Raw genomic sequence first — 22,376 nt, 5'->3', positions numbered from 1 at the left:
CGGCATTGGTGATCCCGCCCCGAGGAGGGTACGTGGAGTCGATGGCCCGCCAGCGTACCGCCTCATTGGACGACGATCGGCCAGGCGACCCGCCGGTGCTGCCGGAGCTGGAGGACGCCGTCTGGATGCACCACGCGAGGGAGGTCGCCCACACCAGCTTCTGGGCGGTGGCCCGGCGGCTGCCCCGGCTGGTCCGGGAGGCGGTCGGGCTGGCCTGGGCCACCAACCGCCGGGACACCGTCGCCTCCATCGGGCTCAACGTCGCGGCCGGGGTGATGACCACGTTCGGCCTGCTCGCCACGACCAGCGTGCTGCGCGAGCTGTTCGCCGCAGGTCCCACCCCGGACCGGGTCCGCTCGGCCCTGCCGGCGCTGATCGTGGCCGCCACGGCGGTGTCGGCCCGCGGTGGTCTGACGATCGCCGCCGGTTGGGCTCAGGCCCGGTTGACCCCGCAGATCAACTACCAGGTGGAGCTGCGGCTGTTCGAGGCGACCACGGCGGTGGACCTGGCCGCGTTCGACGACGCGGGGTTCGCCGAGGAGATGGACCGCGTGCGGGACCGGGGGATGGGCGAAGCGGCGTACATCGTCGATCACACCGTCAACCTGGTAACCGGTGTGGTCGGAATCCTCGCCACCGCGGTCGCGGTGACCGTCATCCAGCCGCTGCTACTGCCCTGCCTGCTGCTCGCGGCGATACCCCAGGCGATCACGGCGGTGCGGATGGCCCGCCGGGAGTACCTGGCCATGCTGGCGCGGATCACCCGGCGACGTCGGATGTGGATGCTGGCCCATCTGATGGCCAACCGGCGCACCGCCGCCGAGGTGCGCGCCTATCAGATGCGCGACTTCCTGCTGGCCGAGTACCGCGCTGTGATGGCCGTCGAGACCCGGGCCCAGTTGCGACTGGTCCGCTCGCAGACGGGCACCCGGGTGGTGGGCGCGTCCGTCGCGGGGCTGGCCACCTTCGGGGTGTACGCGGTCCTCGGCGGTCTGCTGCTGGGCGGAATGGTCGCCCTCGCCGCCGCGGCGACCGCCATGCTCGCCCTGCAGTCGGCGCGGACCAGCCTGGGGGTGGCCGTCGTCGCCACCAACTCGCTCTACGAGGACGCCCTCTACTACCAGGACTACCGGGACTTCCTGGACCGTGCCGGCAGCCGGGTGCCGATCGGCGGTGAGCGGGCGGCCGACGGCGTCGACGCGGTCGAGCTGGACGAGGTGAGCCTGCGCTATCCGGACACTGACGCGCCAGCGGTGGACCGGGTCAGCCTGACCGTCCGGCGGGGCGAGGTGATCGCGCTGGTCGGCGAGAACGGCTCCGGCAAGACCACCCTGGCCAAGCTGATCGCGGGGCTCTACCAGCCGACCGGCGGGGTGATCCGCTGGGACGGCGTCGACGCCGCCGAACTGGACCCGCGTACCGTCGGCGCGCAGGTGGCCGTGATGACCCAGGATTGGTGGAGGTTTCCGTTCACCGCCGGGCAGAACATCCGGGTCGGGCGGCACGACCGGCCGCCGGATCGACCGGGCCCCAGCGTGCAGGATGCCGCCGCCGCGGCCGCCGCCCACGACATGATCGTCGGTTTGCCGCACGGCTACGACACCCTGCTCGACCGGGAGTTCAAGGATGGCCACGAGCTGTCCGGCGGGCAGTGGCAGCGGCTGGTCGCCGCTCGGGGCCTCTACCGGGACGCCGCCCTGCTGATCTGTGACGAGCCGTCGGCAGCCCTGGACGCCCGCGCCGAACACGCTCTGTTCCAACATCTGCGTCGCCGACCGGACCGCGCCGTCGTCCTGATCACCCACCGGCTCGCCAACGTCCGGCACGCCGACCGGATCTTCGTCATGGACCGGGGTCGACTCGTCCAGCAGGGCAGTCACGACGAGCTGATGGCGGCCGGCGGCCTCTACCGCGAGCTGTTCGACCTCCAGGCCAGCGGCTACCTCGCCGGCACCGACGACGCGCTACCCCGCTGAGCACCGGGCAGCTCGCGCGGCTGAGGCCGACCCACCTGGCCCAAGGTCGGGCCGGGCCGGGGCGGCCGGGGGAGGGGAGGTCAGGCGCGGCGGTCGCGGGTGAGGAAGTCGGCGAGCACCCGGGTGTGGGTCGAGAACGCCAGCTCCACCGGCTCGGTGAGCACCAACCACTCAGTCGCCTCCTCGGTCGGCGCCGACGGCGGCAGCTCCTCGGCCCGCCGCTCGGGCAGCACCCCGAAGATCATCATCGTGCCGCCCGCCGGGGCGCCGTGCACCGCGAACAGCCGGGCGTCCTCGGCGCCCGCCACCAGCCCGGTCTCCTCCCGCAGTTCGCGGACCAGCGCGTCGGACCACTCCTCGCCGTACTCGATGAAACCGCCGGGCAGCGCGAGCAGCCCGCGGGCCAGCTCGATGTCCCGGCGGACCACCACCACACCCAGGCCCTCGGCGGTGCGGACCGGCAGCACGGCCACCGCGACGGGCAGCGGGTTGCGCCAGACGGTCTCGGCGCAGGCCGCACAGACCCGCGGCCAGCCCGCCGCCGGGTAGGCGGTGCCGCAGTAGGAGCAGTGCGAGTACGGCGTACCGGTCATGCCGCAGCACGTTACCCGCACCGCCGTCGCGGTCCTCGGGCCGGCGGCGGCGGTGCGGATGCGCTGCTCAGGCGGCGGGGGTGCCGGTGTAGAAGGCGGTGGTGCGTTCGGCGGCGGCCTTGGCCTCGTCGGCGTCGGTGCCGCCGGCGATGCTCGCCTGACCCCACAGTTCGCTGCTCAGCTCCGTGAACCGCCGGCCCTCGTCGGAGACGCTCCACTCGGCTGCCTGCTCCGGCGAAACCCCGCTGCCGTCGGCGGACAGGTACGAGGCGAGACCGAGCAGGCCCAGGTCCCAGCCGACGCCGACGGCGCCCGGCCCGAACTGGGCCCACCGGTCCTGGTCGACGTGCGCGATGTGGTCCAGCTCGAATCGGGTCCGCTCGTCGTCGACCGGGGTGAGCCGCACCTCGATCCAGCTCACCTCGCCGCCGAACTCCCAGGTGGCGGTGAAGCGGTGCGGCGGGTCGCAGCTCTCGACGGTGCCGCTGGCGTTGTCCTGGAGCTGGTACCGCCCGTGCAGCCGCAGGTCGCCGCTGATCGGCAGGAACCAGCGCGGGATGCGCTCGGCGCTGGTGCAGGCGTCCCAGAGATCCTCGACCGTCGTGTGGTACGTCTGGCTGATCGTGGTCACCCGGGCCTCGCCGGCCTCCAGGGTGCGGCTGCCGACATGGCGCTGGACCGCGTTGATCTGCTCGATCGCGTTGATCATTGTGGGTTCCTCTCCTCGGGTGGGTCGGCGGGCCCGCGCAGCCGGCGTTCGCGTCGGCCCCGGGCCAGCTCGGTGGCGAGTGCCGCCAGGGGCGGCGTCCAGAACCGGCGGAAGTGCTCCAGCCAGCCGTCCACCTCGCGCAGTGGGCGCGGGTCGACCGCGTAGAGCCGCCGGGCGCCCTCCGGCCGCACGGTGGCGAAGCCGTTGTCCCGCAGCACCTTGAGGTGCTGGGACACGGCGGGCTGGGAGATGCCGAACTCCTCGCGGATCACCGCGCTGACCGCGCCGGCGGTCTGCTCGCCACCGGCGAGCAGCTCCAGGATGCGGCGCCGGACCGGATCGCCCAGCACGTCGAAGGCGTGCACGACGACCTTTATATCAGGACGAGCTTATTTAAGCCAACGGTGATATGCCGATCAGCTTGTCGAGTCGGATCGGCAGGTCGCGGATTCGTACGCCGGTCGCGTGGTGCACCGCGTTGGTGATCGCCGCCGCGGTGCCGACGATGCCGATCTCGCCGATGCCCTTCACCCCGGCCGGGTTCAGCTCGCCGTCCTGCTCGTCCAGCCAGTGCGCCTCGATCCGCTCCACGTCCGCGCAACCCGTGATGTGGTAGGTGGCCAGGTCGTGGTTGACCCAGTCGCCGTACCGCTCGTCGAGCACGCCCTCCTCGTGCAGCGCCATCGACAGGCCCATCGTCATGCCGCCGATGAGCTGGCTGCGCGCGGTCGTCGGGTTCACCACCCGCCCGGCGGCGAACACCCCGAGCAGCCGGTTCACCCGCACCTCGCCGGTGTCCGCGTCCACCCGGACCTCGGCGAAGTGCGCCCCGTACGCGTACCGCGGCAGCGCGGGCTGTTCCCGCACCTCGTCGGCGGTGCTCACCTCCGCGGTCACCTCCCGGTCGGACGGCACCCCGCCTGGGGTGTCCCGAAGCTTCTCCCGCAGCGCCTCACACGCGCGGATCACCGCCCAGCTCCACGAGGAGGTGCCCATCGAGCCGCCCGCCACCCCGGCCGGCGGCAGGTCGCTGTCGCCGATCTGGATCTCCACCCGCTCCGGCGACACCCCCAGCGCGTCGGCCGCCACCTGCCAGAGCGCCGTCCGGGCGCCGGTGCCGATGTCGGTGGCGTCGATCCGGACCAGGAAACCGCCGTCGGGGCGCGCGGTGGCCGTCGCGGCGGAAGCCCGCGCCCGCGCCGGGTAGCTCGCGCCGGCCACCCCGGTGCCGACCAGCCAGCGCCCATCGCGCCGGGCCCGGGGTGCGGGGTCCCGGTCGGCCCAGCCGAACCGGCGGGCCCCCTCGCGCAGACAGGCAACCAGGTTGCGGCTGGTGAACGGCTGTCCCAGCTCGGGGTCGACCGCGGGGTCGTTGCGGATCCGCAGCTCCACCGGGTCGATGCCGGCCTCGGTGGCCAGCTCGTCCATCGCCGACTCCAGGGCGTACGCGCCGGGGCACTCGCCCGGGGCGCGCATCCAGAACGGCGTGGGCACGTCGAGGCGGGCCAGCCGGTGCGTGGTGCGCCGGTGCGGCGCGGCGTACATGCTGCGCGTGTAGACGGCGACCTGCTCGGCGAACTCCTGAAGGGTCGAGGTCTGGGTGATCGAATCGTGGCAGATCGCGGTGAGTCGCCCGTCGGCGTCGGCGGCGAGCCGGACCCGCTGGATGGTGGGAGTGCGGTAGCCGACCGGCCCGAACAACTGCTGCCGGGTCAGCGCCAGCCGAACCGGCCGGTCCACCTGCCGCGCCGCCAGCGCGGCCAGCACCACGGCCGCTTTGGGGTATCCCTTGCTGCCGAAGCCGCCGCCAACGTGCTGCGCGATCACCCGGACCGACTCGCGGGGCAGCTCGAACAGTTCGGCCAGGACTGCCTGCACCGGCGTGGCGCCCTGGTTGGAGTCGTGCACCAGCAGTCGCCCGTCCCGCCACTGCGCGGTGGTGGCGTGCGGCTCCATCGGGTTGTTGTGGTACGCCGGCGTCCGGTACGTGGCGTCCAGCCGTACCGGCGCGGCCGCGTACCCAGCGTCGAAGTCGCCCTCCGCCGTGTCCGTCGGGTAGCTGGGGTTGACCTGGTCCGGCCGGTACAGGCCGGGGTGGTCGGCGGTGAGCACCGTGCTGTGCGGCCCGGCGTCGTAGTCGATCCGGACCAGCCGGGCGCCCTCCCGGGCCGCCTCCAGGCTGGTGGCGACCACCACCGCGATCAGCTGCCCCCGGTAGTGCACGGCCGGCTCCTGCAACAGCCACAGGTCCGGCTCCGGCCCGGGCGCTAGTCGGGGCGCGTTGCCGTGGTGCACCACGGCGAGCACGCCGGGCAGCGCGAGCGCCGGCGCGGCGTCGACCCGGGTGATGCGTCCCCGGACCACCGCCGCCGGCACCGCCCAGCCGTAGGTGACCCCGTCCACCGGGTACTCCACCGCGTACCGTGCCGTGCCGGTGACCTTCTCCCGACCCTCCAACCGGGGATACGCCCGCCCCACCGCGCCGGTGGTCATGGTGCGGAGGTCCCCTCGGCCAGCTCGGTCAGGGCCCGCACCGTGATCGCCCGGGTCAGCGGCAGCTTGAAGCCGTTGTGCCGCAGCGGGCGGGCCTCGGCCAGCTCGGCATCGGCGGCCCGCGCCGCCAGCTGCGGGCTGAACGGCCGCCCGCGCAGCTCCTCCTCGGCCCGGTACGCCCGCCACGGCCGGTGTGCCACCGCCCCGTACGCCAGCCGGACGTCGCGGACCACGTCGCCGTCGAGGTCCAGCACCGCGGCCACCGAGCCGACGGCGAAGGCGAACGACGCCCGGTCGCGCACCTTGAGGTACGCCGAGCGGCGCGCGGCCGGCAGGTGCGGCAGCCGGACAGCGGTGATCAGCGCACCTCGGGCCAGGGTGGTCTCCCGTTCCGGGTGCTCGCCGGGTGAGCGGTGCAGCGCCGCCAGCGGAACGTCCCGCGGACCGTCGGGCTCGTGCACCTCCACCACGGCGTCCAGCGCGGCGAGCGCGACCGCCAGGTCCGACGGGTGGGTCGCCACGCACAGGTCGGACCAGTCCAGCACGGCCAGGTCGCGGTTCTGGCCGTGCCGGGCGGCGCAGCCGCTGCCCGGCTCGCGCTTGTTGCAGGCCTTGCCGGTGTCCTGGAAGTAGACGCAGCGGGTGCGCTGCAACAGGTTGCCGCCGGTGGTGGCCAGGTTGCGCAGCTGCCCGGAGGCGGCGGCGAGCAGCGCGCGGGCCAGCACCGGGTAGTCGCGCCGGACCACCGGGTGGGCGGCCAGGTCGCTGTTGCGGACCGTCGCGCCGATCCGCAGCCCGCCGCCGGGCAGCTCCTCGACGGCGTCCAGCGGCAGCCGGGTCACGTCCACCAGCAGGTCGGGCCGCTGCACCCCGAGCTTCATCAGGTCCACCAGGTTGGTCCCGCCGGCCAGGTACGCCGCCTGCGGCTCGACGGCCAGCACGGCGACCGCCTCGGCCACGCCGGCGGGCCGGTGGTAGCGGAACGGTCTCACCTCGTCGTCGCCGTCTCGCGAACGGCCGCGACGATGTGCGGGTACGCGGCGCAGCGGCACAGGTTGCCGGCCATCCGCTCGCGGATCTCCGCGTCGGTCAGCTCGGGCGGGGCGGTGAGGTCGCCGGTGACCGCGCTGGGCCAGCCACGGGCGACCTCGTCGAGCATGCCACGGGCGGAGCAGAGCTGGCCGGGGGTGCAGTAGCCGCACTGGAACGCGTCGTGCGCGACGAAGGCGGCCTGGAGCGGGGACAGCTCGTCCGGGCCGGCCAGCCCCTCCACGGTGACCACCGACCGGCCGTCCAGAGTGACCGCGAGGAGCAGGCAGCTCTTCACCCGCCGGCCGTCCAGCAGCACCGTGCACGAGCCGCACTGGCCGTGGTCGCAGCCCTTCTTCGCCCCGGTCAGGCCGAGCTGTTCGCGCAGCGTGTCCAGCAGGGTGGTGCGGTTGTCCAGGGTCAGCTCGCGGTGCGCGTCGTTGACGTCGAACGCCACCCGGGACGAGTGCCGCTCGTCGGTGGTCGTCTCGCTCTCCGGTCCGCCCCGCACCGGCTCAGACTAGCTTTGCCAGTACATATCCGGGCGAACAACCCATAGACCCTCGCACGGAAGGATTCGGCGGGTCAGCGACCCGCGGTCCGTCGGCGGCGCAGCCCTTCGCTGGTGAACGCGTGATACACGATCATGACGATGACGCCGATCAGGCCCAGCATCGGATTGACGAACCAGCCGAGCAGGCCGCTGAGCCCGTAGAGGACCAGGCCGGTGACCGGTCGCAGCCGCTGCGTCCGCACGTACCCGGGACTGACCCCGCGCTGAAGCAGCTCCGGGTGGCGGTGCAGATAGCCGAAGAACACCAGCCACGGCGCCGACATCAGCGCGGCGGCCAGCGCGTACAGGGCGACGGCGGCCCGACGGTCGGCGGTGTCGCCGTGGGTGAGCACGGACGCCAGCACGGCGGTCGGAAACGGGATGATCACCGCGCCGAAGAGGATGCCGAGGTTGATCCAACTCAGCGCGAGGGTGGTGGCGCGGATCAGCCGGACCAGCGCGTGGTGGTTGAGCCAGAGCACGCCGACGTAGACGAAGGACACCACGAAGGCCAGGTAGGACGCTCCTTCGTCGAGCAGCCCGGCCAGCAACTCACCCGCGTGGTACTCCGGCACCCGCAGCTCGATGACCAGCAGCGTGATGACGATGGCGAAGACGCCGTCGCTGAACGCGGTCAACCGGTCCGTCTCGGACATCCGTGGCCCGGTGTCGGGCTGCTCGACCTCGTCGGCTGCTGCGGCCATTGGCGCAGGCTAACCGCCCGGTGCGGTTTATCGAGGCGTCAGCTCGAGAATACTGTGTATTATACCGAGTATGTTAACCGTAGGTGATGGATCGTGAGCATCCGTCACGCCATGCTGGCGCTGCTCACCGAGGCACCGAAGTACGGTCTCCAACTCCGCCAGGAGTTCGAGGCGCGAACCGGCGAGGTCTGGCCGCTCAACGTCGGGCAGGTCTACACCACGCTGCAACGCCTGGAGCGCGAGGGGCACGTCGAGTCCGACGACGCCGGCCGCGACGGCGCCCAGAAGCGCTACCGGCTCACCGCCGACGGCGAGCGCGAGCTGCACAGCTGGCTGCGTACGCCGCCGCAGGCCGGGCCGCCGCCCCGGGACGAGCTCGTCATGAAGGTGCAGGTGGCGATGCGCCTGCCCCAGGTGGACGTGACCGGGATCCTCCAGGCCCACCGGCGGCGGATCGTCGAGGAGATGCAGCACTACACGCATCTCAAGGCCGACGCGTCGCCGGAGGACGTCGGCCTGGGCCTCGTCGTCGACGCCGAGTTGTTCCGGCTGGAAGCGGTCGTCCGGTGGCTGGACGCCGCGGACGCGCGCCTGCGTACCCGTCCGACGCCGCCCGCCGACCAGGCCGCCGCACCGCCTGCCGCCGACGCTCCCGCCGGGCGTACGACGCGGCCGGACCGCGACCGGACGTCAGGAGCCCGGCGATGAGCGTCGTGTTGAGCCTGCGACAGGTGTCCAAGGTGTACGGCGCCGGTGCCGCCGCCGTGCACGCCCTGCGCGCGGTGGACCTCGACGTGGTCGCCGGTGAACTGGTCGCCGTGATGGGCCCCAGCGGCTCGGGCAAGAGCACCCTGCTGACCATCGCGGGCACCCTGGAGGAGCCCACCGACGGCCAGGTCACGGTGTGCGGGTCGGACCTCGCCACGCTCTCCGCCGACGCCACCGCCCGCCTGCGTCGCCGGTCGCTCGGCTTCGTCTTCCAGGATCTGAACCTGCTCGCCGGCCTCTCCGCCGCCGAGAACGTGGCCCTGCCCCTGGAGCTCGACGGCATGGCCGCGCGTCCGGCGCGAGCCGCCGCCCTGCGGGTGCTCGACGAGCTGGGGTTGACCGACCGCGCCGGGCACTTCCCCGACGACCTCTCCGGCGGCGAGCGCCAACGTGTCGCGATCGCCCGCGCCGTGGTGGGGGACCGGCGGTTGCTGCTCGCCGACGAGCCCACCGGCGCCCTCGACGCGGCCAACGGCGAAGCCGTCCTGCGGATGCTCCGCTCGGCCTGCAAGCGCGGCATCGCGGGAGTGATGGTCACCCACGACGCCCAGCTCGCCTCCTGGGCCGATCGGGTGATCTTCATACGGGACGGCCGGGTCGTCGACCAGACCGCGCCGTCGGCCGGCCCGGACGCTCTGCTCGCCCCGGACCCGGCGCTGTGACCGCCACCGCGAATCCGAGCCGGACGGCCACCCGGCCCACGGGCGGCGGGCTTGCGGCCCGCCGCGCGGTGATCCGCTGGGCGGTACGACTGTTCCGCCGCGAGTGGCGGCAGCAACTGCTGGCCATCGCGCTGCTCACCGTCGCGGTCACCGGCGCCACCTTCGGTCTGGCGGCGACCTGGAACCTCCCCCCGTCGAGCGACGCCACGTTCGGCCGCGCCGACCAGCTCATCCGGATCCCCGGCGACGACCCCGCCGCGCTGGACAACCGGGTCACCGCCGCTCGGGCGTGGTTCGGCACGATCGACGTGATCGGTCACCGGCGAGTGCCGGTGCCGGGACTGTTCGACCCGGTGGACGTCCGGGCCCAGGACCCCGCCGGGGCGTACGGCGGCCCGATGCTCGCCCTGCGGCAGGGCCGCTACCCGTCCGGGCCCGACGAGCTGGCGGTGACCGACGGGGTGGCGGAAGCCCTGCGCGCCGGGCTCGGCGCCCGGGTCCCGCTCGGTGACGCCGACCGCCTGATCGTCGGGGTGGTCGAGAATCCGGCGGACCTGCACGACGAGTTCGCCCTCACCGACCCCGCCCACGCCGAGCGGCCGCAGTCGGTGACCGTGCTGGTGGCCGGCGACCGCGACACCATGGAGGCCTTCCGCCGGACTGTCGACGGCCCGCTGGTGCGCGAGTCCCGGCCGGCGGCCGAGCGCACCGTGCTCACCCTTGCCGCCCTGGCGCTGGCAACCGTCGGCCTGCTACTCGTGTCGCTCGTGGCCGCCGCGGGATTCGTGGTGCTGGCGCAGCGCCGGCTGCGTCAGCTCGGCATGCTGGCGGCGATGGGCGCCACCCGCCGACATCTGCGGCTGGTGCTGCTGGTCAACGGCGCGGCTGTCGGGGTGGTCGCCGCGGTCTGCGGCACCGCCATCGGGGTCGCCGCCTGGCTGGTCACCGCCGGTCTCGTCGAGACCGCCGCCGGGCACCGCATCGGCCGCTTCGACCTGCCCTGGCTCACCGTCGGCGTGGGCATGCTGCTGGCCGTGGTCACCGCGACCGCCGCCGCCTGGTGGCCGGCCCGCGCGGTGGCGCGTACCCCGATCATGAGCGCGCTGTCGGCACGGCCACCGGCCCCGCCGGCGGCGCGACGGACCGCCGTGGCCGCGGCCGCGCTGCTCGCCGCCGGCCTCACCGCCCTGGTGCTCTCCGACGGGTCGAACCCGCTGCTCATCGTCGTGGGCAGCGTCGGCACCGTGCTCGGCGTGCTGCTCGCCAGCCCGCTGACCATCCCGGCTCTGGCGGCGGCCCGGGGCGGCCTTCCGGTGGCCGTTCGGCTCGCGCTGGCCGACCTGGCCCGGTATCGCGTTCGGGCCGGTGCGGCGCTCGCCGCCATCAGTCTCGCGGTGGGCCTGTCGGCGGCGATCGTGGTGGGCTCCGCCGCGGCGGAGTACCGCAGCCGGGAGGCCGCCGGGCTGGGCAACCTGGCGGACAGCCAGTTGCTGATCCGGATCGGGCAGCCGGATCCGGTGATTCCGGAGCGTACGGCGGCCGAGATCGCCGCTCTCCAGGCCCGGACCGACACCATCGCGGCCGGCGTTGGCGCGGCCACCGTCATTCCGCTCGACATGGCGGTGGTGGCCTCGCACACCGACCCGGGTCGGGAGGGGGGACCGACCGGCCACCCGGCCGTCGAGATCGGCGTTCCGGCAGCGGCCGGCGAGTCGACCCCCTCCCATCCGCTCTACGTGGTCAGTCCCGGACTGCTCCGGCTGAACGGGGCGGACGGGATGGCGGTCGAGGCCGACACCGACGTGCTCACCGCCCGCACCGGTGAGCTGGAGCTGGTGAACATCCCGGCCCGGGGCGTGCGGCCGAGCGTGCGCACCCTGCCCCGGTCTGGCTACACCGGGCTGCCCGACTCGTTGATCACTCCCGCCGCGCTCGCCCGGCACGGCTGGCAGCCGGCCCGGGTCGGCTGGTTCCTCGCGGCCGACCACCCCCTCACCGGCGCGCAGCTGGCCACGGCCCAGGAGCTGGCCGCCACCGCCGGGCTCACCATCGAGTCACGTCGGTCGCAGAGTTCGCTGACCGCGCTGCGGACCGGCGCGACCGTCGCCGGCGTGCTGCTCGCGCTCGGGGTGCTCGCGACAACCGTCGGGCTCATCCGGGGCGAGGCGGCGGCGGACCTGCGCACCCTGACCGCGACCGGTGCGTCGAGGCGGGTACGGCGGACCCTCACCGCCACCACCGCCGGGGCCCTCGCCCTGCTCGGTGCCGTGCTGGGTGTGGCCGGCGCGTACCTGGCGTTGGCCGCTGCTCTGCACCGTGACCTCGACCCGCTCGGCGCCGTGCCCGTCGCGCACCTCGTGGCGATCGTCAGCGGGCTGCTGGTGGTCGCCACCGGCGCCGGATGGCTGCTCGCCGGCCGGCCGCCGCCGTCGCTGGCCCGTCGCGTCCTGGACTGAGCGCCGGGCGAGACCAGGGCACCCTGGGCGCCGATCGGCGCGGCGCCCAGGGTGCCTCGGTCTCGCCCACCCCCGTTTCAGGCCACCGGCGTGGCGGTCCCGGTCGTGCGGGCGAGGCGCTGGTGGGCGCGGATCAGCTCGGCGTAGCGCAGGCCGCTCGCCTTCACCGTCCGGCGCTGGGTGGCGTAGTCCACGTGCACCAATCCGAAGCGCTTGTCATAGCCGTACGCCCACTCGAAGTTGTCCAGCAGCGACCAGACGAAGTAGCCGTCCAGCGGCACACCCCGGGCCACCGCCGACGCGCAGGCCGCCAGGTGCTGCTCCAGATGGTCGGTGCGCTCCTTGTCCTCCACCGTGCCGTCCGCGGTGACCTCGTCCGGCCACGCCGAGCCGCTCTCGGTGACGATGATCCGGCCCGGCCGGTACTCCCGGCTCACCTCGACCAGCAGCCGCTCCAGCCCCGTCGGGTACACCTCCCAGCCCATCGCAGTCTCCACCGAGCCGGGCACCGGCACCTGCCGGGCGTACGGCGGCGGCCCGGCCGGGTCGTCGACCACGAGTTGCCGGAAGTAGTAGTTCACGCCGAGGAAGTCGGTGGGCGTGGCGATCACCGCCAGGTCGTCGCCGCGTACCGGCGGTTCGACTCCGTAGGTGGCGATCATGTCGGCGGGGTAGCCGCGCCCGTGCACCGGGTCCAGCCACCAGCGGTTGACGTGCCCGTCGGCCCGCCGGCCGGGCCGGCCCGGTCGCGCCGACGAACCGGGCCGGCCCGGCCGCCTCCGCGCCTCCGCTCAGCCGCGAAACGTCGGGCATGTGACTCCCGGCGCGCCCAATGCGATGATCGCGTGACGGCTGGGCTGGCATCGACGGTCCTATACTGGGCGCACCGGTCGTGGGACCCGTGAGCGGAGGCGGGCGTGCCACTCTTCTTCCTGAGCTACGCCCAAGAGGACAACCGCAACGGTCAGGTGCAGGCGTTCTTCGGCGATCTCAGCGAGGCGGTGGCCGGGCTGGCCGGGGTCCGCTGGCACGAGGCCGGGTTCATCGACGGGCAGATGCTGCTGGGCACCACCTGGACGGACGCCCTGGCCGGCGCTCTCTCCACCAGCGCCTGCCTGATCGCGCTCACCTCCCCCCGGTACGTCGTCAGTGACTACTGTGGCCGGGAGTTCCGGGTCTTCGCCGACCGGATCGACGAGCACGAGCGGCAGTTCCAGGTCCGCCCGCCAGCGCTGGTGCCGGTGCAGTGGATCCCCTGCGACCGGCTGCCCGAGGTGGTCGGCACCTACCAGTACCGCAACTTCCCGACCGGCACGGTCTACGCCCAGGACGGGCTGCTCACCCTCAAGCAACGCCGCCGGCACGAGGACGAGTACCGCGACTTCGTCGACGCGCTGGCCAAGCACATCGTGCAGACCGCGCGCGACCACACCCTGCACCAGCCGGCGCAGCGCCCGACCTTGGCCAAGGTGACCAGCGCGTTCGGTCAGCCGGCCCGCCCGCAGGCGCAGACCGGGCCGGCCGTGGCCGGCGTCGTGCAGCGGGCCACCAGCGCGCGGCACGTGCACATCGTGCTGGTCGCCGGCAGCTCCGCCGAGCTGGCCGACAGCCGTCCCGGCGCCGAGGAGCGCTACGGCGCGGTCTCCCGGGACTGGCGGCCGTACCGGCCCGAGCTGGAGGTGCCGATCGGCAGCTGGGCCGGCGCCATCGCAACCACCAAGAGCTACGGCTGGACGGTGGAGGATGCGGAGGAGTTGGCCGCGGTCCGGGAATGGGCCCGGGCCCACAACCAGATCGTCGTGCTGGTGGTCGACGTCTGGTCGGCCGACCTGCCGCGCTACCAGCTCAGTCTGATCCGCTACGACCGCGACGTGGCCTCGCCGCGGGCGCCGGTGCTCGTACCCTGGACGGCAGCCGACGACGCCGCGTCCGGTGGTAACCGCAAGATGTGGGACACGCTGGCCCGGGTGCTCCCGCATCACGTGCTGCACAACACCCGCGACCTGTGGCGCACCGAGATCGCGACCTCCGCCCGCTTCCAGGAGGAGCTGGAGGACGTGCTGGTGGTCGAACAGGGCCGGATCTACCGCACGGGCACGGTCTACCAGGAGCCACCCACGGACGGCTCCGGCCAACGCCCGATCCTCGAAGGTCCCTAGGGGAGGCAGGCCATGGCGGTGAACGAGACGGCACGCGGCCAGATCGTGACCTTCTACTCGTACAAGGGCGGCACCGGCCGGACGATGGCGCTCGCCAACGTGGCCTGGATCCTCGCCAGTCAGGGCCTGCAGGTGCTGGTGGTCGACTGGGATCTGGAATCCCCGGGCCTGCACCGCTACTTCCACCCGTTCCTGCGGGACAAGGAGCTGCGGGCCACCCCGGGCGTGATCGAGATGATCTGGGATTACTCGATCGCCACCATGCAACGCAACCGGGACGAGGACTCCCAGGAGCTGCTCACCGGGCACGGCAAGATCCAGCGACGGGCGGTCTCCCTGAACTGGGACTTCAGCCACGGCGGCGTCATCGACTTCGTGGCCGCCGGGCAGCAGGACTCGGCGTACTCCCGGCTGGTGAGCACGTTCGACTGGGCCAACTTCTACGAGCGGCAGGGCGGCGCGTCGTTCATCGACGCGGTCCGCGCGCAGATGCGCGCCGAGTACGACGTGGTGCTGATCGACAGCCGCACCGGCCTCAGCGACGTGGCCGGCATCTGCACCGTGCAACTGCCCGACCTGGTGGTCAACTGCTTCACCATGTCCACCCAGAGCATCCGCGGCGCGGCGGCGGTGGCCCGCTCCATCCGCGGCCAGCGCCTGGACGACCCGCCGCTGCTGCTGCCGGTGCCGATGCGGGTGGAGGACGCCGAACTGCGCAAGCTGGAGACCGGCCGCGACCTGGTCCGGGCCGAGTTCGCACCCTTCCTCGACCACCTCTCCGACTCGGCGGCGGCCCGCTACTGGAACACCATCGAGGTGCCGTACCGCGCCTTCTACGCCTACGAGGAGATCCTCGCCGCCTTCGGCGACCGGCCCGAGCAGGTCGGCACCCTGCTAGCCGCGTACGAGCAGCTCGCCTCGGTGATCACCGGGGGCCGGGTCACCACGATGCACCCGATGCCCGAGGAGGACCGGCGCCGCTCGCTGACCGAGTTCGAGCGCAGCCGGCTCACCGCCGAGCAGGCCGTGCTGGTCAGCTACGCGTCCGCCGACCGGCTCTGGGCCGAGTGGATCACCGACCAGTTGGAGGAGGCCGGGCTGCGGGTGGACCGCCGGGCGGTGGACGTCCCGCTGCGTGCCGGAGGGCGGGCCGAGTTCGACCGGGCCGTCGGCGGCGCCAGCCGGGTGCTGGCCGTGCTCACCCGGCACTACGCGGGCACCTCGCTCGCCGCCGAGGTGTGGAAGACCGCCTCCGGCCGGGACCAGCTCGGCGGCGGTGGCCTGCTGGTGCCGCTGCGGGTGGACGAGTCGCGGCTGCCCGTCCCGTACAGCGACCGCAGCCCCGTGGACCTCACCGACGTCGATCCGTCCACCGCCCGGACCCGGCTGCTGGAGGCGGCCGGCGCCTCGGCGGTCGCGGTCGGCGGGCGCGCGGTCGGCCGGTTCCCCGGCCCGTTCCCGGCGGTGTCCAACGTCCGCCAGCACGGCACCCCGTTCGTCGGCAGGGCCGCCCAGCTGGAGGCGCTGCGCGACCGGCTCACCGCCGCACCGGACTCGGCGACACAGGTGGTGCACGGCCTGGGCGGAGTCGGCAAGACCCAGCTCGCCGCCGAGTACGCGCTGCGCTTCGGCCGCGACTACGACCTGGTCTGGTGGATCCCGGCGGACAGCGAGGACCGCATCCGTGGCGGCCTCGCCGACCTCGGCCAGGCGATGGGGCTGGGCACCGGCGGCGGCGCCGACGCGGTCCGCCGGGTGCTCGACGCGCTGCGCCGGGGCGGCCCGGACCGGCGCTGGCTGATCATCATGGACAACGCCAACGAACCCACCCGGGGCACCAGGGCGCTTCTGCCGCAGGGCCCGGGCCATGTGCTGCTCACCACCCGCGACCAGAGCTGGAGCGAGTACGCCACCGCGACCGAGTTGAGCGTCTTCGACCGCGCCGAGAGCGTCCAGCTGTTGCGTGACCGGGTCCGCGGGCTCACCGACGGCGAGGCGACGCAGGTGGCCGAGAAACTCGGGGACCTGCCGCTCGCGGTCGAGCAGGGTGCGGCGTACCTGCGGGCCACCGCGATGCAGGTCGACCGGTACCTCGCCTCGCTGGACACGCCAGGGCTGCTGCGGATCCTCGACGGCCGGCAGTCCGCCGGCTACTCCAAGACGCTCGCCGCCACCTGGCTGGTCACCTTGGCCCAGCTCCGCTCCGAGAAGCCGGCGGCCGCCCGGCTGTTGGAACTCTGCTCGTTCTACGCGCCGGAGCCCATCCCGGTCGCCATGCTCACCGGCGAGCGCTTCGCGAGCTTCATGGCCCCGTTCGACCCGACGTTGACCGACCCGATCCTGCAGGGCCTGGTCACCGCCGAGCTGGGTCGCTACGGGCTGGCCCAGGTGGACGCGGAGAACAACTCCGTCCGCATCCACCGGCTGGTCCAACTGGTCATCCAGGATCAGCTCGACGACGCGGAGGAGGCCCGCCGGCAGGCCCAGTCGCTGCTCGCGGCGGCCAGCCCACGGGACCCGGACAAGCCGGTCAACTGGCCCCGGTACGCCGAGCTGTGGCCGCACGTGCGCCCCAGCGGGCTGCATCTGTCCACCATGGACGAGGCGCGGCAACTGGTCGTGGACATCGTGCGCTACCTCTACCGGCGCGGCGACTACGACACCAGCCGGGCGTTGGCGCAGGAGTCGCTGGCCGGTTGGCGCGACACCGACGATGACGACCCGACCAAGCTGCGGATGCGCTTCCACCTGGCGAACGTGCTGCGCGCGCAGAGCCATTTCGACCAGGCGTACGAGATCGACCGGGACGTGTACGACCGGCAGCGGCGGATCTTCGGCGAGGAGCACCTCTACACCCTGATGACCGCCCGCAGCCTCGGCGCCGACCTGCGTGCCCAGGGCCTCTACCACGATGCCGAGGCGCAGGACCGGCGCACCCTGGAGCTGAGCGTGCGCACCTTCGGCGACGACAGCGGCCGGACCCTCACCGCGGAGAACAACCTCGCCGTGTCGCTGCGGCTGGTCGGCGACTTTCGCGGTGCCGCCCTGCTGGACCAGCACATCCATGAGCGGCGGCGGGCCCGCTTCGGCGAGGAGGACCCGTCCACCCTGGCCTCGGCCAGCAACTATGGGCGGGGGCTACGGGACACGGGCGAGCTGTGGCGCTCGCACAGCGTGCTGCAACGCACCTACACCGTCCAGCAGAAGGTGATCGGCGCGGACCACCCGGAGACCCTCCGGACGGCCAAGGAGCTGGCGCTCACCCTGCGCCAGCTCGGCCGCTTCGCCGACGCGCACCGGCTGATCGAACGGACCGTGGTCCGCTACCAGCGCATCCTCGGTGGCGAGCACGCCGACACGTTGTCCGCCGAGATGGCGCTGGCCACCACCTGGTCGGCGGTCGGCGACAACCAGACCGCGCTCCGGGTGGCCCGGCGGCTGCGGGACGGCTACAACGAGGTGCTCGGCGAGACACACGCCATCACCCTGGCCTGCCTGAACAACCTCGGCGTGCTGCTGCGCAAGCAGGGCGACCACGTCCAGGCCCGGGACCTCGCCCAGCGGGTCCGCGACCAGTTGCTGGCCACCCTCGGCGAGCGGCACCCGCACACCCTGTTGGCCACCCTCAACCTCGCCAACGACCTGTTCGCCCTCGGCGACCGGGACGCCGCGCTGCTGCTGGACACCACGGCGTACGTGGAGTTGACCCGGGCGCTGGACGCCGAGCACCCGGACACCCTCTCCGCGTCGGTCAACCTGGCGTTGAGCCGGCTCGCCACGGAGAGCGAGGCGGACGCCGGGCGCGCCCTCTACGACGAGGCGTTCGGGCAGCTGGTGCAGCTCTTCGGCGGGGACAACCCGCGGGTGGTGCAGGCCCGCCAGCGGGAGCGCGCGAACGCCTACATCGAACCGGCCCTGCTCTAGTGTCCTGAGTCGGTGATTAGCTGCTGAATTCGGGTAGGCTTCGTGGTATGCCGCGAACAGGGCGCCCGAAGGCCGAGCTGGTTTTGTCCGATGTGGAGCGTCAGACTCTGATGTCCTGGTCTCGTCGGGCGAAGACCGCGCAGGCGTTGGCATTGCGGGCGCGGATCGTGTTGGCGTGTGCGCAAGGCGCGACGAACAAGGACGTTGCTGCGGCGTTGGGGGTGTGGCCGCAGACGGTGAACAAGTGGCGGGCCCGCTTCGTGCGTGACCGGCTGGAGGGTTTGGCGGACGAGCCTCGTCCGGGCGCTGCCCGCAAGATCACTGATGAGCAGGTCGAGGCGGTGATCGTGAAGACTCTGGAAGAGGCACCGATCAACAACGACACACACTGGTCAACTCGGTCGATGGCCAAGGCCGTGGGGTTGAACCAGACGGCGGTCTCTCGGATCTGGCGGGCGTTCGGCCTCAAGCCGCATCTGGTGGACACGTGGAAGCTGTCCAAGGATCCGCAGTTCATCGAGAAGGTCCGTGACGTGGTCGGGTTGTACCTCGACCCGCCGGACAAGGCCATGGTCCTCGCGGTCGACGAGAAGTCGCAGATGCAGGCGTTGGACCGTAGCGCGCCGGTCCTGCCGATGATGCCGGGTGTGCCCGGCCGGCAAACCCACGACTATGTCCGGTACGGCACCACCAGCCTCTTCGCCGCCCTGGATGTGGCCACCGGCAAGGTGATCGGCCAGCACCAGCGCCGCCACCGGCATCAGGAGTTCCTGCGATTCCTCAAGACCATCGACGCGAACACCCCGCCCGAGCTGGACCTGCATCTGATCTGCGACAACTACGCCACCCACAAGACCCCCGCGATCAAGACCTGGCTCGCCGCGCACCCCCGCTTCCACCTGCACTTCACCCCCACCTCGGGCAGCTGGCTCAACCTCGTCGAACGCTGGTTCGCCGAACTGACCCGCCGCAAGCTACGCCGCAGCAGCCACCGCAGCGTCAAAGACCTCGAAACCGACGTCAACACCTGGATCGCTGCCTGGAACGAAGACCCGAAACCCTTCGTCTGGACCAAGACCGCCGACGAGATTCTCGACAGCCTCGCCAACTACTGCACCCGACTTAACCAACTAACCAACGACTCAGGACACTAGGGGGTTGTCCGCACACCCGGCGGGGACGGCGGGGTGGCCTGGTCGAGCACGCTCACCGGACGTTCGAAGAACGTCTCGAGCACGACGATGGTCTGGGTGCCGGTGACTCCGTCGATGTCGAAGATGCCGCGCAGCACCGCCTGAAGGTCTTCGGTTGTCGCGGTGCGGATCTTCACCAGCAGCGAGGCCGCGCCGGCGATGACATGAGCTTCCTGGATGCCGGGCATGGCCGCGAGGGCGGCACAGGTGTCGCCCATCCACGTGTTGCCGTCGACCATCACGAAGGCCGACACGCCGCGGTCCACGGCGGCCGGATCGACGTCGATGGTGGTGCGGCGGATCACGCCGCGTTCGCGGAGCTTGCGCACCCGGTCGTGCGCCGAGCCCGCCGACAGACCCACCGCCTTCCCCAGCGCCGCGTAGGACTGGGTGGCGTCGTCCTGCAGGCGCGCCAACAACGCACGGTCGATGTCGTCTACCACCCAGCCGCTCCTTCAAAACATAATCCTGCAAACCAGCCTGTTGACCATACCAGGTTCGGTCCGAGTAGGCTTGGCCCGAACGTGATCGGCGAAATCTGGGAGGCATGGCGATGGTCGAGACTGTTCCGGCGGAGTTTCACCTGCTCGACGAGCGTTTCCGCTACCTGGACGGCGACTTCGTCGTCGAACGGCTGCACACGGGCGCACGCAAGACCGAGGGCCCGGCGTACTTCCCAGCCGGCCGGTACCTGGTGTGGAGCGACATCCCCAACGATCGACTGCTGCGCTGGGACGAGACCACCGGCGCGGTCGGCGTCTACCGCCACGCTTCGGGCTACGCCAACGGCAACACCGTGGACCGCCAGGGCCGGCTGGTCACGTGCGAACAGGGCAACCGGCGAGTCACCCGCACCGAACATGACGGCACGATCACCGTGCTCGCCGACCGCTACGAGGGTCGGCGGCTCAACAGCCCCAACGACGTCGTGGTACGCGCCGACGGCACGATCTGGTTCACCGATCCGAGCTACGGCATCCACTCCGACTACGAGGGCAACAAGGGCGAGAACGAGTTCGGCGGCGCGTGCCACGTGTTCCGCCTCGACCCGGCCACCGGCGACCTGCGGATCGTCGCCGACGATTTCTGCCGCCCCAACGGCCTGGCCTTCTCCGGCGACGAGCAGCAGGTCTACATCGTCGACACCCGGCAGGAACCGAGCCACATCCGCGTTTTCGACGTCACCGCCGACGGCTCCCTGACCGGCGGGAGGGTCTTCGCCGAATGCGATTTCGGCCGCTTCGACGGCCTCCGCGTCGACGACGCCGGGCGCGTGTGGGCCGCGTCCTGGGACGGCCTGCACTGCTTCGACCCCGACGGCACCCTCATCGGCAAGCTCCTGCTGCCCGAATCGGTCGCCAACCTCACCTTCGGTGGGCCGAAACGCAACCACCTGTTCATCACCGCCGGCGCTTCCGTGTACGCGCTGCGAGTCACCTTCAACGGCGCCCGCTACCCGGCGGCCACCGGAGGCGAGGCGAGATGAGCGACGACCGGCGCACGGCGCGGGTCATGGAGAAGCCGGGGCGTCGAGGCGCCACGTCGCCAACGCCAGCAGGTCGGCGTCGGGCACCGCCCGGTGGACCGCGCGAACCAGGTCCGGGCGGGTCGCCAGGGCAACGGCCGCGGCCGGATGCCCGGTTCGCCGGGCGGCGAGCGCCAGTCCCACCCAGGCGTCGGTGTCCCCGGGATCGCCGCTCAATCGTCGTCGGTACCCATCCAGTGCCCGCACCGGATCGCCTTCCGCGTAAGCCCGGTCAGACGGGTCCCGCATGGACGGACCAGTGTCGCCGGTCAGTAGTCGCCCACGTACCGCAGCCTCCGGTCCGGTCTCCACGGCGAGCGCCGGGGCGGCCGGGCGTGGCGCGACCATCGGCGGCGGCCCGTCGTCCGGGCGTGGCTGCTCGCGCCGCCAGGCCCGCACCGCGCGGTCGACCTCATCTGGGTGGGGGGTCAGGTTGGCCAGGCCCCAGCGCACCGCGCCGCCGTCGGCGATGTCCCGCACCGCCGCCTCGACCCGTTCGTCGACCGGCTCGCGCCAGCCGCGCAGGGTGCCCGCCATGCCGGCCACGAAGCTCCGCCCGGCGTCGGTCAGCTCCACCGCGTCGGTGAGCTGCCGGACCGCGCGGGCGGTCTGCTCCCGCCGGTACGCGAACTCGAACGCGGCGGTCACGCCCTCCGCCCGCCGGCAGCGCCACACCTCGGCCACCCCCAGGTGCGCGTACGCGCCCTGGAGTAGGGCGCCGACCGGGCGGGGGTCGAGCCGCCACGGCGCCCGGTAGCGGGCCGGCCCGCCGGGGCCGTGCAGCGGCACCAGGTCCAGCAGCGCACCGAGTTTGGTGTGTTGCAGCTCGTGCACCAGCAGCAGGGCGAGGGTCTTCGGGTCGGCCGGCACGGACAGCGCGATGGCGCCCAGCGCGTCGCGACTGGTCGCGCTCACCGCGTGCCCGGACGGCGGCGGCCGCAGCGGCACCAGCGAGCGCAGCAACCCGGCCAGCCCGTCGGCGTGGGCCGGCAGGTTGACGTGCAGCCACCGCCACGCCTGCCCGGTCAGCCGGCTCAGGTCGGCGGCAGCGTCGTCGGCGAGTCGGGGCGCGGGCGGGTGGTGGTACCGGCGCCGCCACGGGTCCTGGTCGTCGATGGTGACCTCGACGCCGGCGGCCGGGGCGATCCGCCGCGCCGGCAGCCAGCGCGCCGGCCCGTCCCGAGGGACGATCCGCACGGTGCCGTGCCGGGCGCTCACCACCGTCGGGCCGGGGGTGAGATCCACCGCGCCGCCGAGGGTGGGCAGCAGCAGCGTGCCGTCCGGGCAGGGCAGCGTCAGCTCGAAGGCGAGACCCGCCCGGGTCGCCGCGGCAGCGGCGAGCGCGGCCAGGTAGCCGGCGTCGGCGGGCCGGCCGATGGCCGCGCGCGCCCAGCCGGTGAGCGGCGGGTGCGCCAGCACCTCGGCGACCGCCGCCGGGTCGGCTCGCTCGGCCCGGGTGAGCAGCTCCAGGCCGCGCCGGGCCAGCGGGTCGTCGCCGTACGCGCGGGCGGCGGCGACCGTCAGCAGCCTGCGCCGGCCCAACTGCCCGCCGCGCAGCACGTCGAGGGCGGTGGGGTCACCGTGCCCGCCGGCCAGCCCGGCGAACTGCGTCCCGGACAGCGGCCCCGACAC

General features: G+C 73.0%; 17 protein-coding genes and 1 pseudogene. 8 read left to right on the top strand and 10 right to left on the bottom strand.

Annotated features, from left to right (window positions below):
• Window positions 1-41: 41 nt before the first annotated feature.
• Complete coding sequence (locus tag ABZU69_RS00935; protein ID WP_354962586.1) at window positions 42-1,976, top strand: ABC transporter ATP-binding protein; 1,935 nt, start codon at window positions 42-44, stop codon at window positions 1,974-1,976.
• An 80-nt stretch (window positions 1,977-2,056) separates the two neighbouring features.
• Here ABZU69_RS00935 and ABZU69_RS00930 read toward each other — a convergent pair whose 3' ends face one another.
• The 7 genes from ABZU69_RS00930 to ABZU69_RS00900 all read right to left on the bottom strand — a co-directional run bounded on the left by ABZU69_RS00930 (window position 2,057) and on the right by ABZU69_RS00900 (window position 8,057).
• Window positions 2,057-2,569 carry an NUDIX domain-containing protein gene (locus ABZU69_RS00930; RefSeq protein WP_354962347.1) on the bottom strand — a complete coding sequence of 171 codons (513 nt, stop codon included), beginning with the start codon at window positions 2,567-2,569 and terminating at the stop codon, window positions 2,057-2,059.
• Window positions 2,570-2,636: 67 nt separating this feature from the next.
• A complete protein-coding gene (locus tag ABZU69_RS00925) occupies window positions 2,637-3,278 on the bottom strand; it encodes an SRPBCC family protein (RefSeq protein WP_354962346.1) in 642 nt (213 codons plus the stop codon).
• Window positions 3,275-3,643 carry a metalloregulator ArsR/SmtB family transcription factor gene (locus ABZU69_RS00920; protein WP_354962345.1) on the bottom strand — a complete coding sequence of 123 codons (369 nt, stop codon included), beginning with the start codon at window positions 3,641-3,643 and terminating at the stop codon, window positions 3,275-3,277. The genes ABZU69_RS00925 and ABZU69_RS00920 overlap by 4 nt, the downstream gene beginning before the upstream one ends.
• 28 nt (window positions 3,644-3,671) lie before the next feature.
• Window positions 3,672-5,771 carry a xanthine dehydrogenase family protein molybdopterin-binding subunit gene (locus tag ABZU69_RS00915; RefSeq protein ID WP_354962344.1) on the bottom strand — a complete coding sequence of 700 codons (2,100 nt, stop codon included), beginning with the start codon at window positions 5,769-5,771 and terminating at the stop codon, window positions 3,672-3,674.
• Window positions 5,768-6,763: a xanthine dehydrogenase family protein subunit M gene (locus tag ABZU69_RS00910; protein ID WP_354962343.1), complete on the bottom strand. Its 996-nt coding sequence runs from the start codon at window positions 6,761-6,763 to the stop codon at window positions 5,768-5,770. Before ABZU69_RS00910 ends, ABZU69_RS00915 begins: the two co-directional genes overlap by 4 nt.
• Window positions 6,760-7,257, bottom strand: coding sequence for a 2Fe-2S iron-sulfur cluster-binding protein (locus tag ABZU69_RS00905; RefSeq protein WP_354962585.1), 498 nt, complete (start codon window positions 7,255-7,257; stop codon window positions 6,760-6,762). The genes ABZU69_RS00910 and ABZU69_RS00905 overlap by 4 nt, the downstream gene beginning before the upstream one ends.
• Before the next feature lie 128 nt (window positions 7,258-7,385).
• The gene (locus ABZU69_RS00900; protein WP_354962342.1) at window positions 7,386-8,057 is read right to left on the bottom strand and encodes a TMEM175 family protein; all 672 of its coding nucleotides are present in this window, start codon (window positions 8,055-8,057) and stop codon (window positions 7,386-7,388) included.
• 93 nt (window positions 8,058-8,150) lie between these two features.
• On the opposite strand from ABZU69_RS00900, the gene ABZU69_RS00895 reads away from it, so the two are divergent.
• The 3 genes from ABZU69_RS00895 to ABZU69_RS00885 are packed head-to-tail and all read left to right on the top strand — an operon-like array spanning window position 8,151 to window position 11,943.
• Window positions 8,151-8,765 carry a PadR family transcriptional regulator gene (locus ABZU69_RS00895; RefSeq protein WP_354962341.1) on the top strand — a complete coding sequence of 205 codons (615 nt, stop codon included), beginning with the start codon at window positions 8,151-8,153 and terminating at the stop codon, window positions 8,763-8,765.
• Window positions 8,762-9,487 (top strand): ABC transporter ATP-binding protein, encoded by a 726-nt coding sequence (locus ABZU69_RS00890; protein WP_354962340.1) that lies wholly within the window; start codon window positions 8,762-8,764, stop codon window positions 9,485-9,487. The genes ABZU69_RS00895 and ABZU69_RS00890 overlap by 4 nt, the downstream gene beginning before the upstream one ends.
• Window positions 9,484-11,943 (top strand): FtsX-like permease family protein, encoded by a 2,460-nt coding sequence (locus tag ABZU69_RS00885; RefSeq protein ID WP_354962339.1) that lies wholly within the window; start codon window positions 9,484-9,486, stop codon window positions 11,941-11,943. The genes ABZU69_RS00890 and ABZU69_RS00885 overlap by 4 nt, the downstream gene beginning before the upstream one ends.
• A gap of 77 nt (window positions 11,944-12,020) precedes the next feature.
• Here ABZU69_RS00885 and ABZU69_RS00880 read toward each other — a convergent pair.
• Window positions 12,021-12,659 (bottom strand): annotated as a pseudogene (locus tag ABZU69_RS00880) (family 1 glycosylhydrolase); the annotation flags it as partial.
• A 201-nt stretch (window positions 12,660-12,860) separates the two neighbouring features.
• Between ABZU69_RS00880 and ABZU69_RS00875 the strand changes: the two are divergent.
• The 3 genes from ABZU69_RS00875 to ABZU69_RS00865 are packed head-to-tail and all read left to right on the top strand — an operon-like array spanning window position 12,861 to window position 19,180.
• Complete coding sequence (locus ABZU69_RS00875; RefSeq protein ID WP_354962338.1) at window positions 12,861-14,102, top strand: TIR-like protein FxsC; 1,242 nt, start codon at window positions 12,861-12,863, stop codon at window positions 14,100-14,102.
• 12 nt (window positions 14,103-14,114) lie between these two features.
• Window positions 14,115-18,026 carry an FxSxx-COOH system tetratricopeptide repeat protein gene (fxsT, locus tag ABZU69_RS00870; protein ID WP_354962337.1) on the top strand — a complete coding sequence of 1,304 codons (3,912 nt, stop codon included), beginning with the start codon at window positions 14,115-14,117 and terminating at the stop codon, window positions 18,024-18,026.
• A gap of 47 nt (window positions 18,027-18,073) precedes the next feature.
• Window positions 18,074-19,180, top strand: a complete 1,107-nt coding sequence (locus ABZU69_RS00865; protein ID WP_354962336.1) for an IS630 family transposase — start codon at window positions 18,074-18,076, stop codon at window positions 19,178-19,180.
• Here the strand turns inward: ABZU69_RS00865 and ABZU69_RS00860 are convergent.
• Window positions 19,177-19,662, bottom strand: coding sequence for an Lrp/AsnC family transcriptional regulator (locus ABZU69_RS00860; protein ID WP_354962335.1), 486 nt, complete (start codon window positions 19,660-19,662; stop codon window positions 19,177-19,179). The two genes, ABZU69_RS00865 and ABZU69_RS00860, sit on opposite strands and share 4 nt — an antisense overlap.
• A gap of 110 nt (window positions 19,663-19,772) precedes the next feature.
• Here ABZU69_RS00860 and ABZU69_RS00855 point away from each other — a divergent pair, with 110 nt between their 5' ends.
• Window positions 19,773-20,705, top strand: coding sequence for an SMP-30/gluconolactonase/LRE family protein (locus ABZU69_RS00855; RefSeq protein WP_354962584.1), 933 nt, complete (start codon window positions 19,773-19,775; stop codon window positions 20,703-20,705).
• A gap of 24 nt (window positions 20,706-20,729) precedes the next feature.
• Here the strand turns inward: ABZU69_RS00855 and ABZU69_RS00850 are convergent, their stop codons facing one another.
• Entirely contained in the window at window positions 20,730-22,376 is a 1,647-nt protein-coding gene (locus tag ABZU69_RS00850; protein WP_354962334.1) for an HEXXH motif-containing putative peptide modification protein, read from the bottom strand.

The organism is Micromonospora sp. NPDC005206, from assembly GCF_040608175.1.
Lineage (GTDB): Bacteria > Actinomycetota > Actinomycetes > Mycobacteriales > Micromonosporaceae > Micromonospora.
Note: the sequence above shows the minus strand (reverse complement) of the source record. Positions and strands in the feature narration are given on the sequence as shown.

Coding starts and splice junctions, on each gene's coding strand:
- ABZU69_RS00915 (WP_354962344.1), bottom strand. CDS start 5,771: ATGACCACCGGCGCGGTGGGGCGGGCGTATCCCCGGTTGGAGGGTCGG.
- ABZU69_RS00935 (WP_354962586.1), top strand. CDS start 42: ATGGCCCGCCAGCGTACCGCCTCATTGGACGACGATCGGCCAGGCGAC.
- ABZU69_RS00855 (WP_354962584.1), top strand. CDS start 19,773: ATGGTCGAGACTGTTCCGGCGGAGTTTCACCTGCTCGACGAGCGTTTC.
- ABZU69_RS00890 (WP_354962340.1), top strand. CDS start 8,762: ATGAGCGTCGTGTTGAGCCTGCGACAGGTGTCCAAGGTGTACGGCGCC.
- ABZU69_RS00925 (WP_354962346.1), bottom strand. CDS start 3,278: ATGATCAACGCGATCGAGCAGATCAACGCGGTCCAGCGCCATGTCGGC.
- fxsT (WP_354962337.1), top strand. CDS start 14,115: ATGGCGGTGAACGAGACGGCACGCGGCCAGATCGTGACCTTCTACTCG.
- ABZU69_RS00865 (WP_354962336.1), top strand. CDS start 18,074: ATGCCGCGAACAGGGCGCCCGAAGGCCGAGCTGGTTTTGTCCGATGTG.
- ABZU69_RS00930 (WP_354962347.1), bottom strand. CDS start 2,569: ATGACCGGTACGCCGTACTCGCACTGCTCCTACTGCGGCACCGCCTAC.
- ABZU69_RS00900 (WP_354962342.1), bottom strand. CDS start 8,057: ATGGCCGCAGCAGCCGACGAGGTCGAGCAGCCCGACACCGGGCCACGG.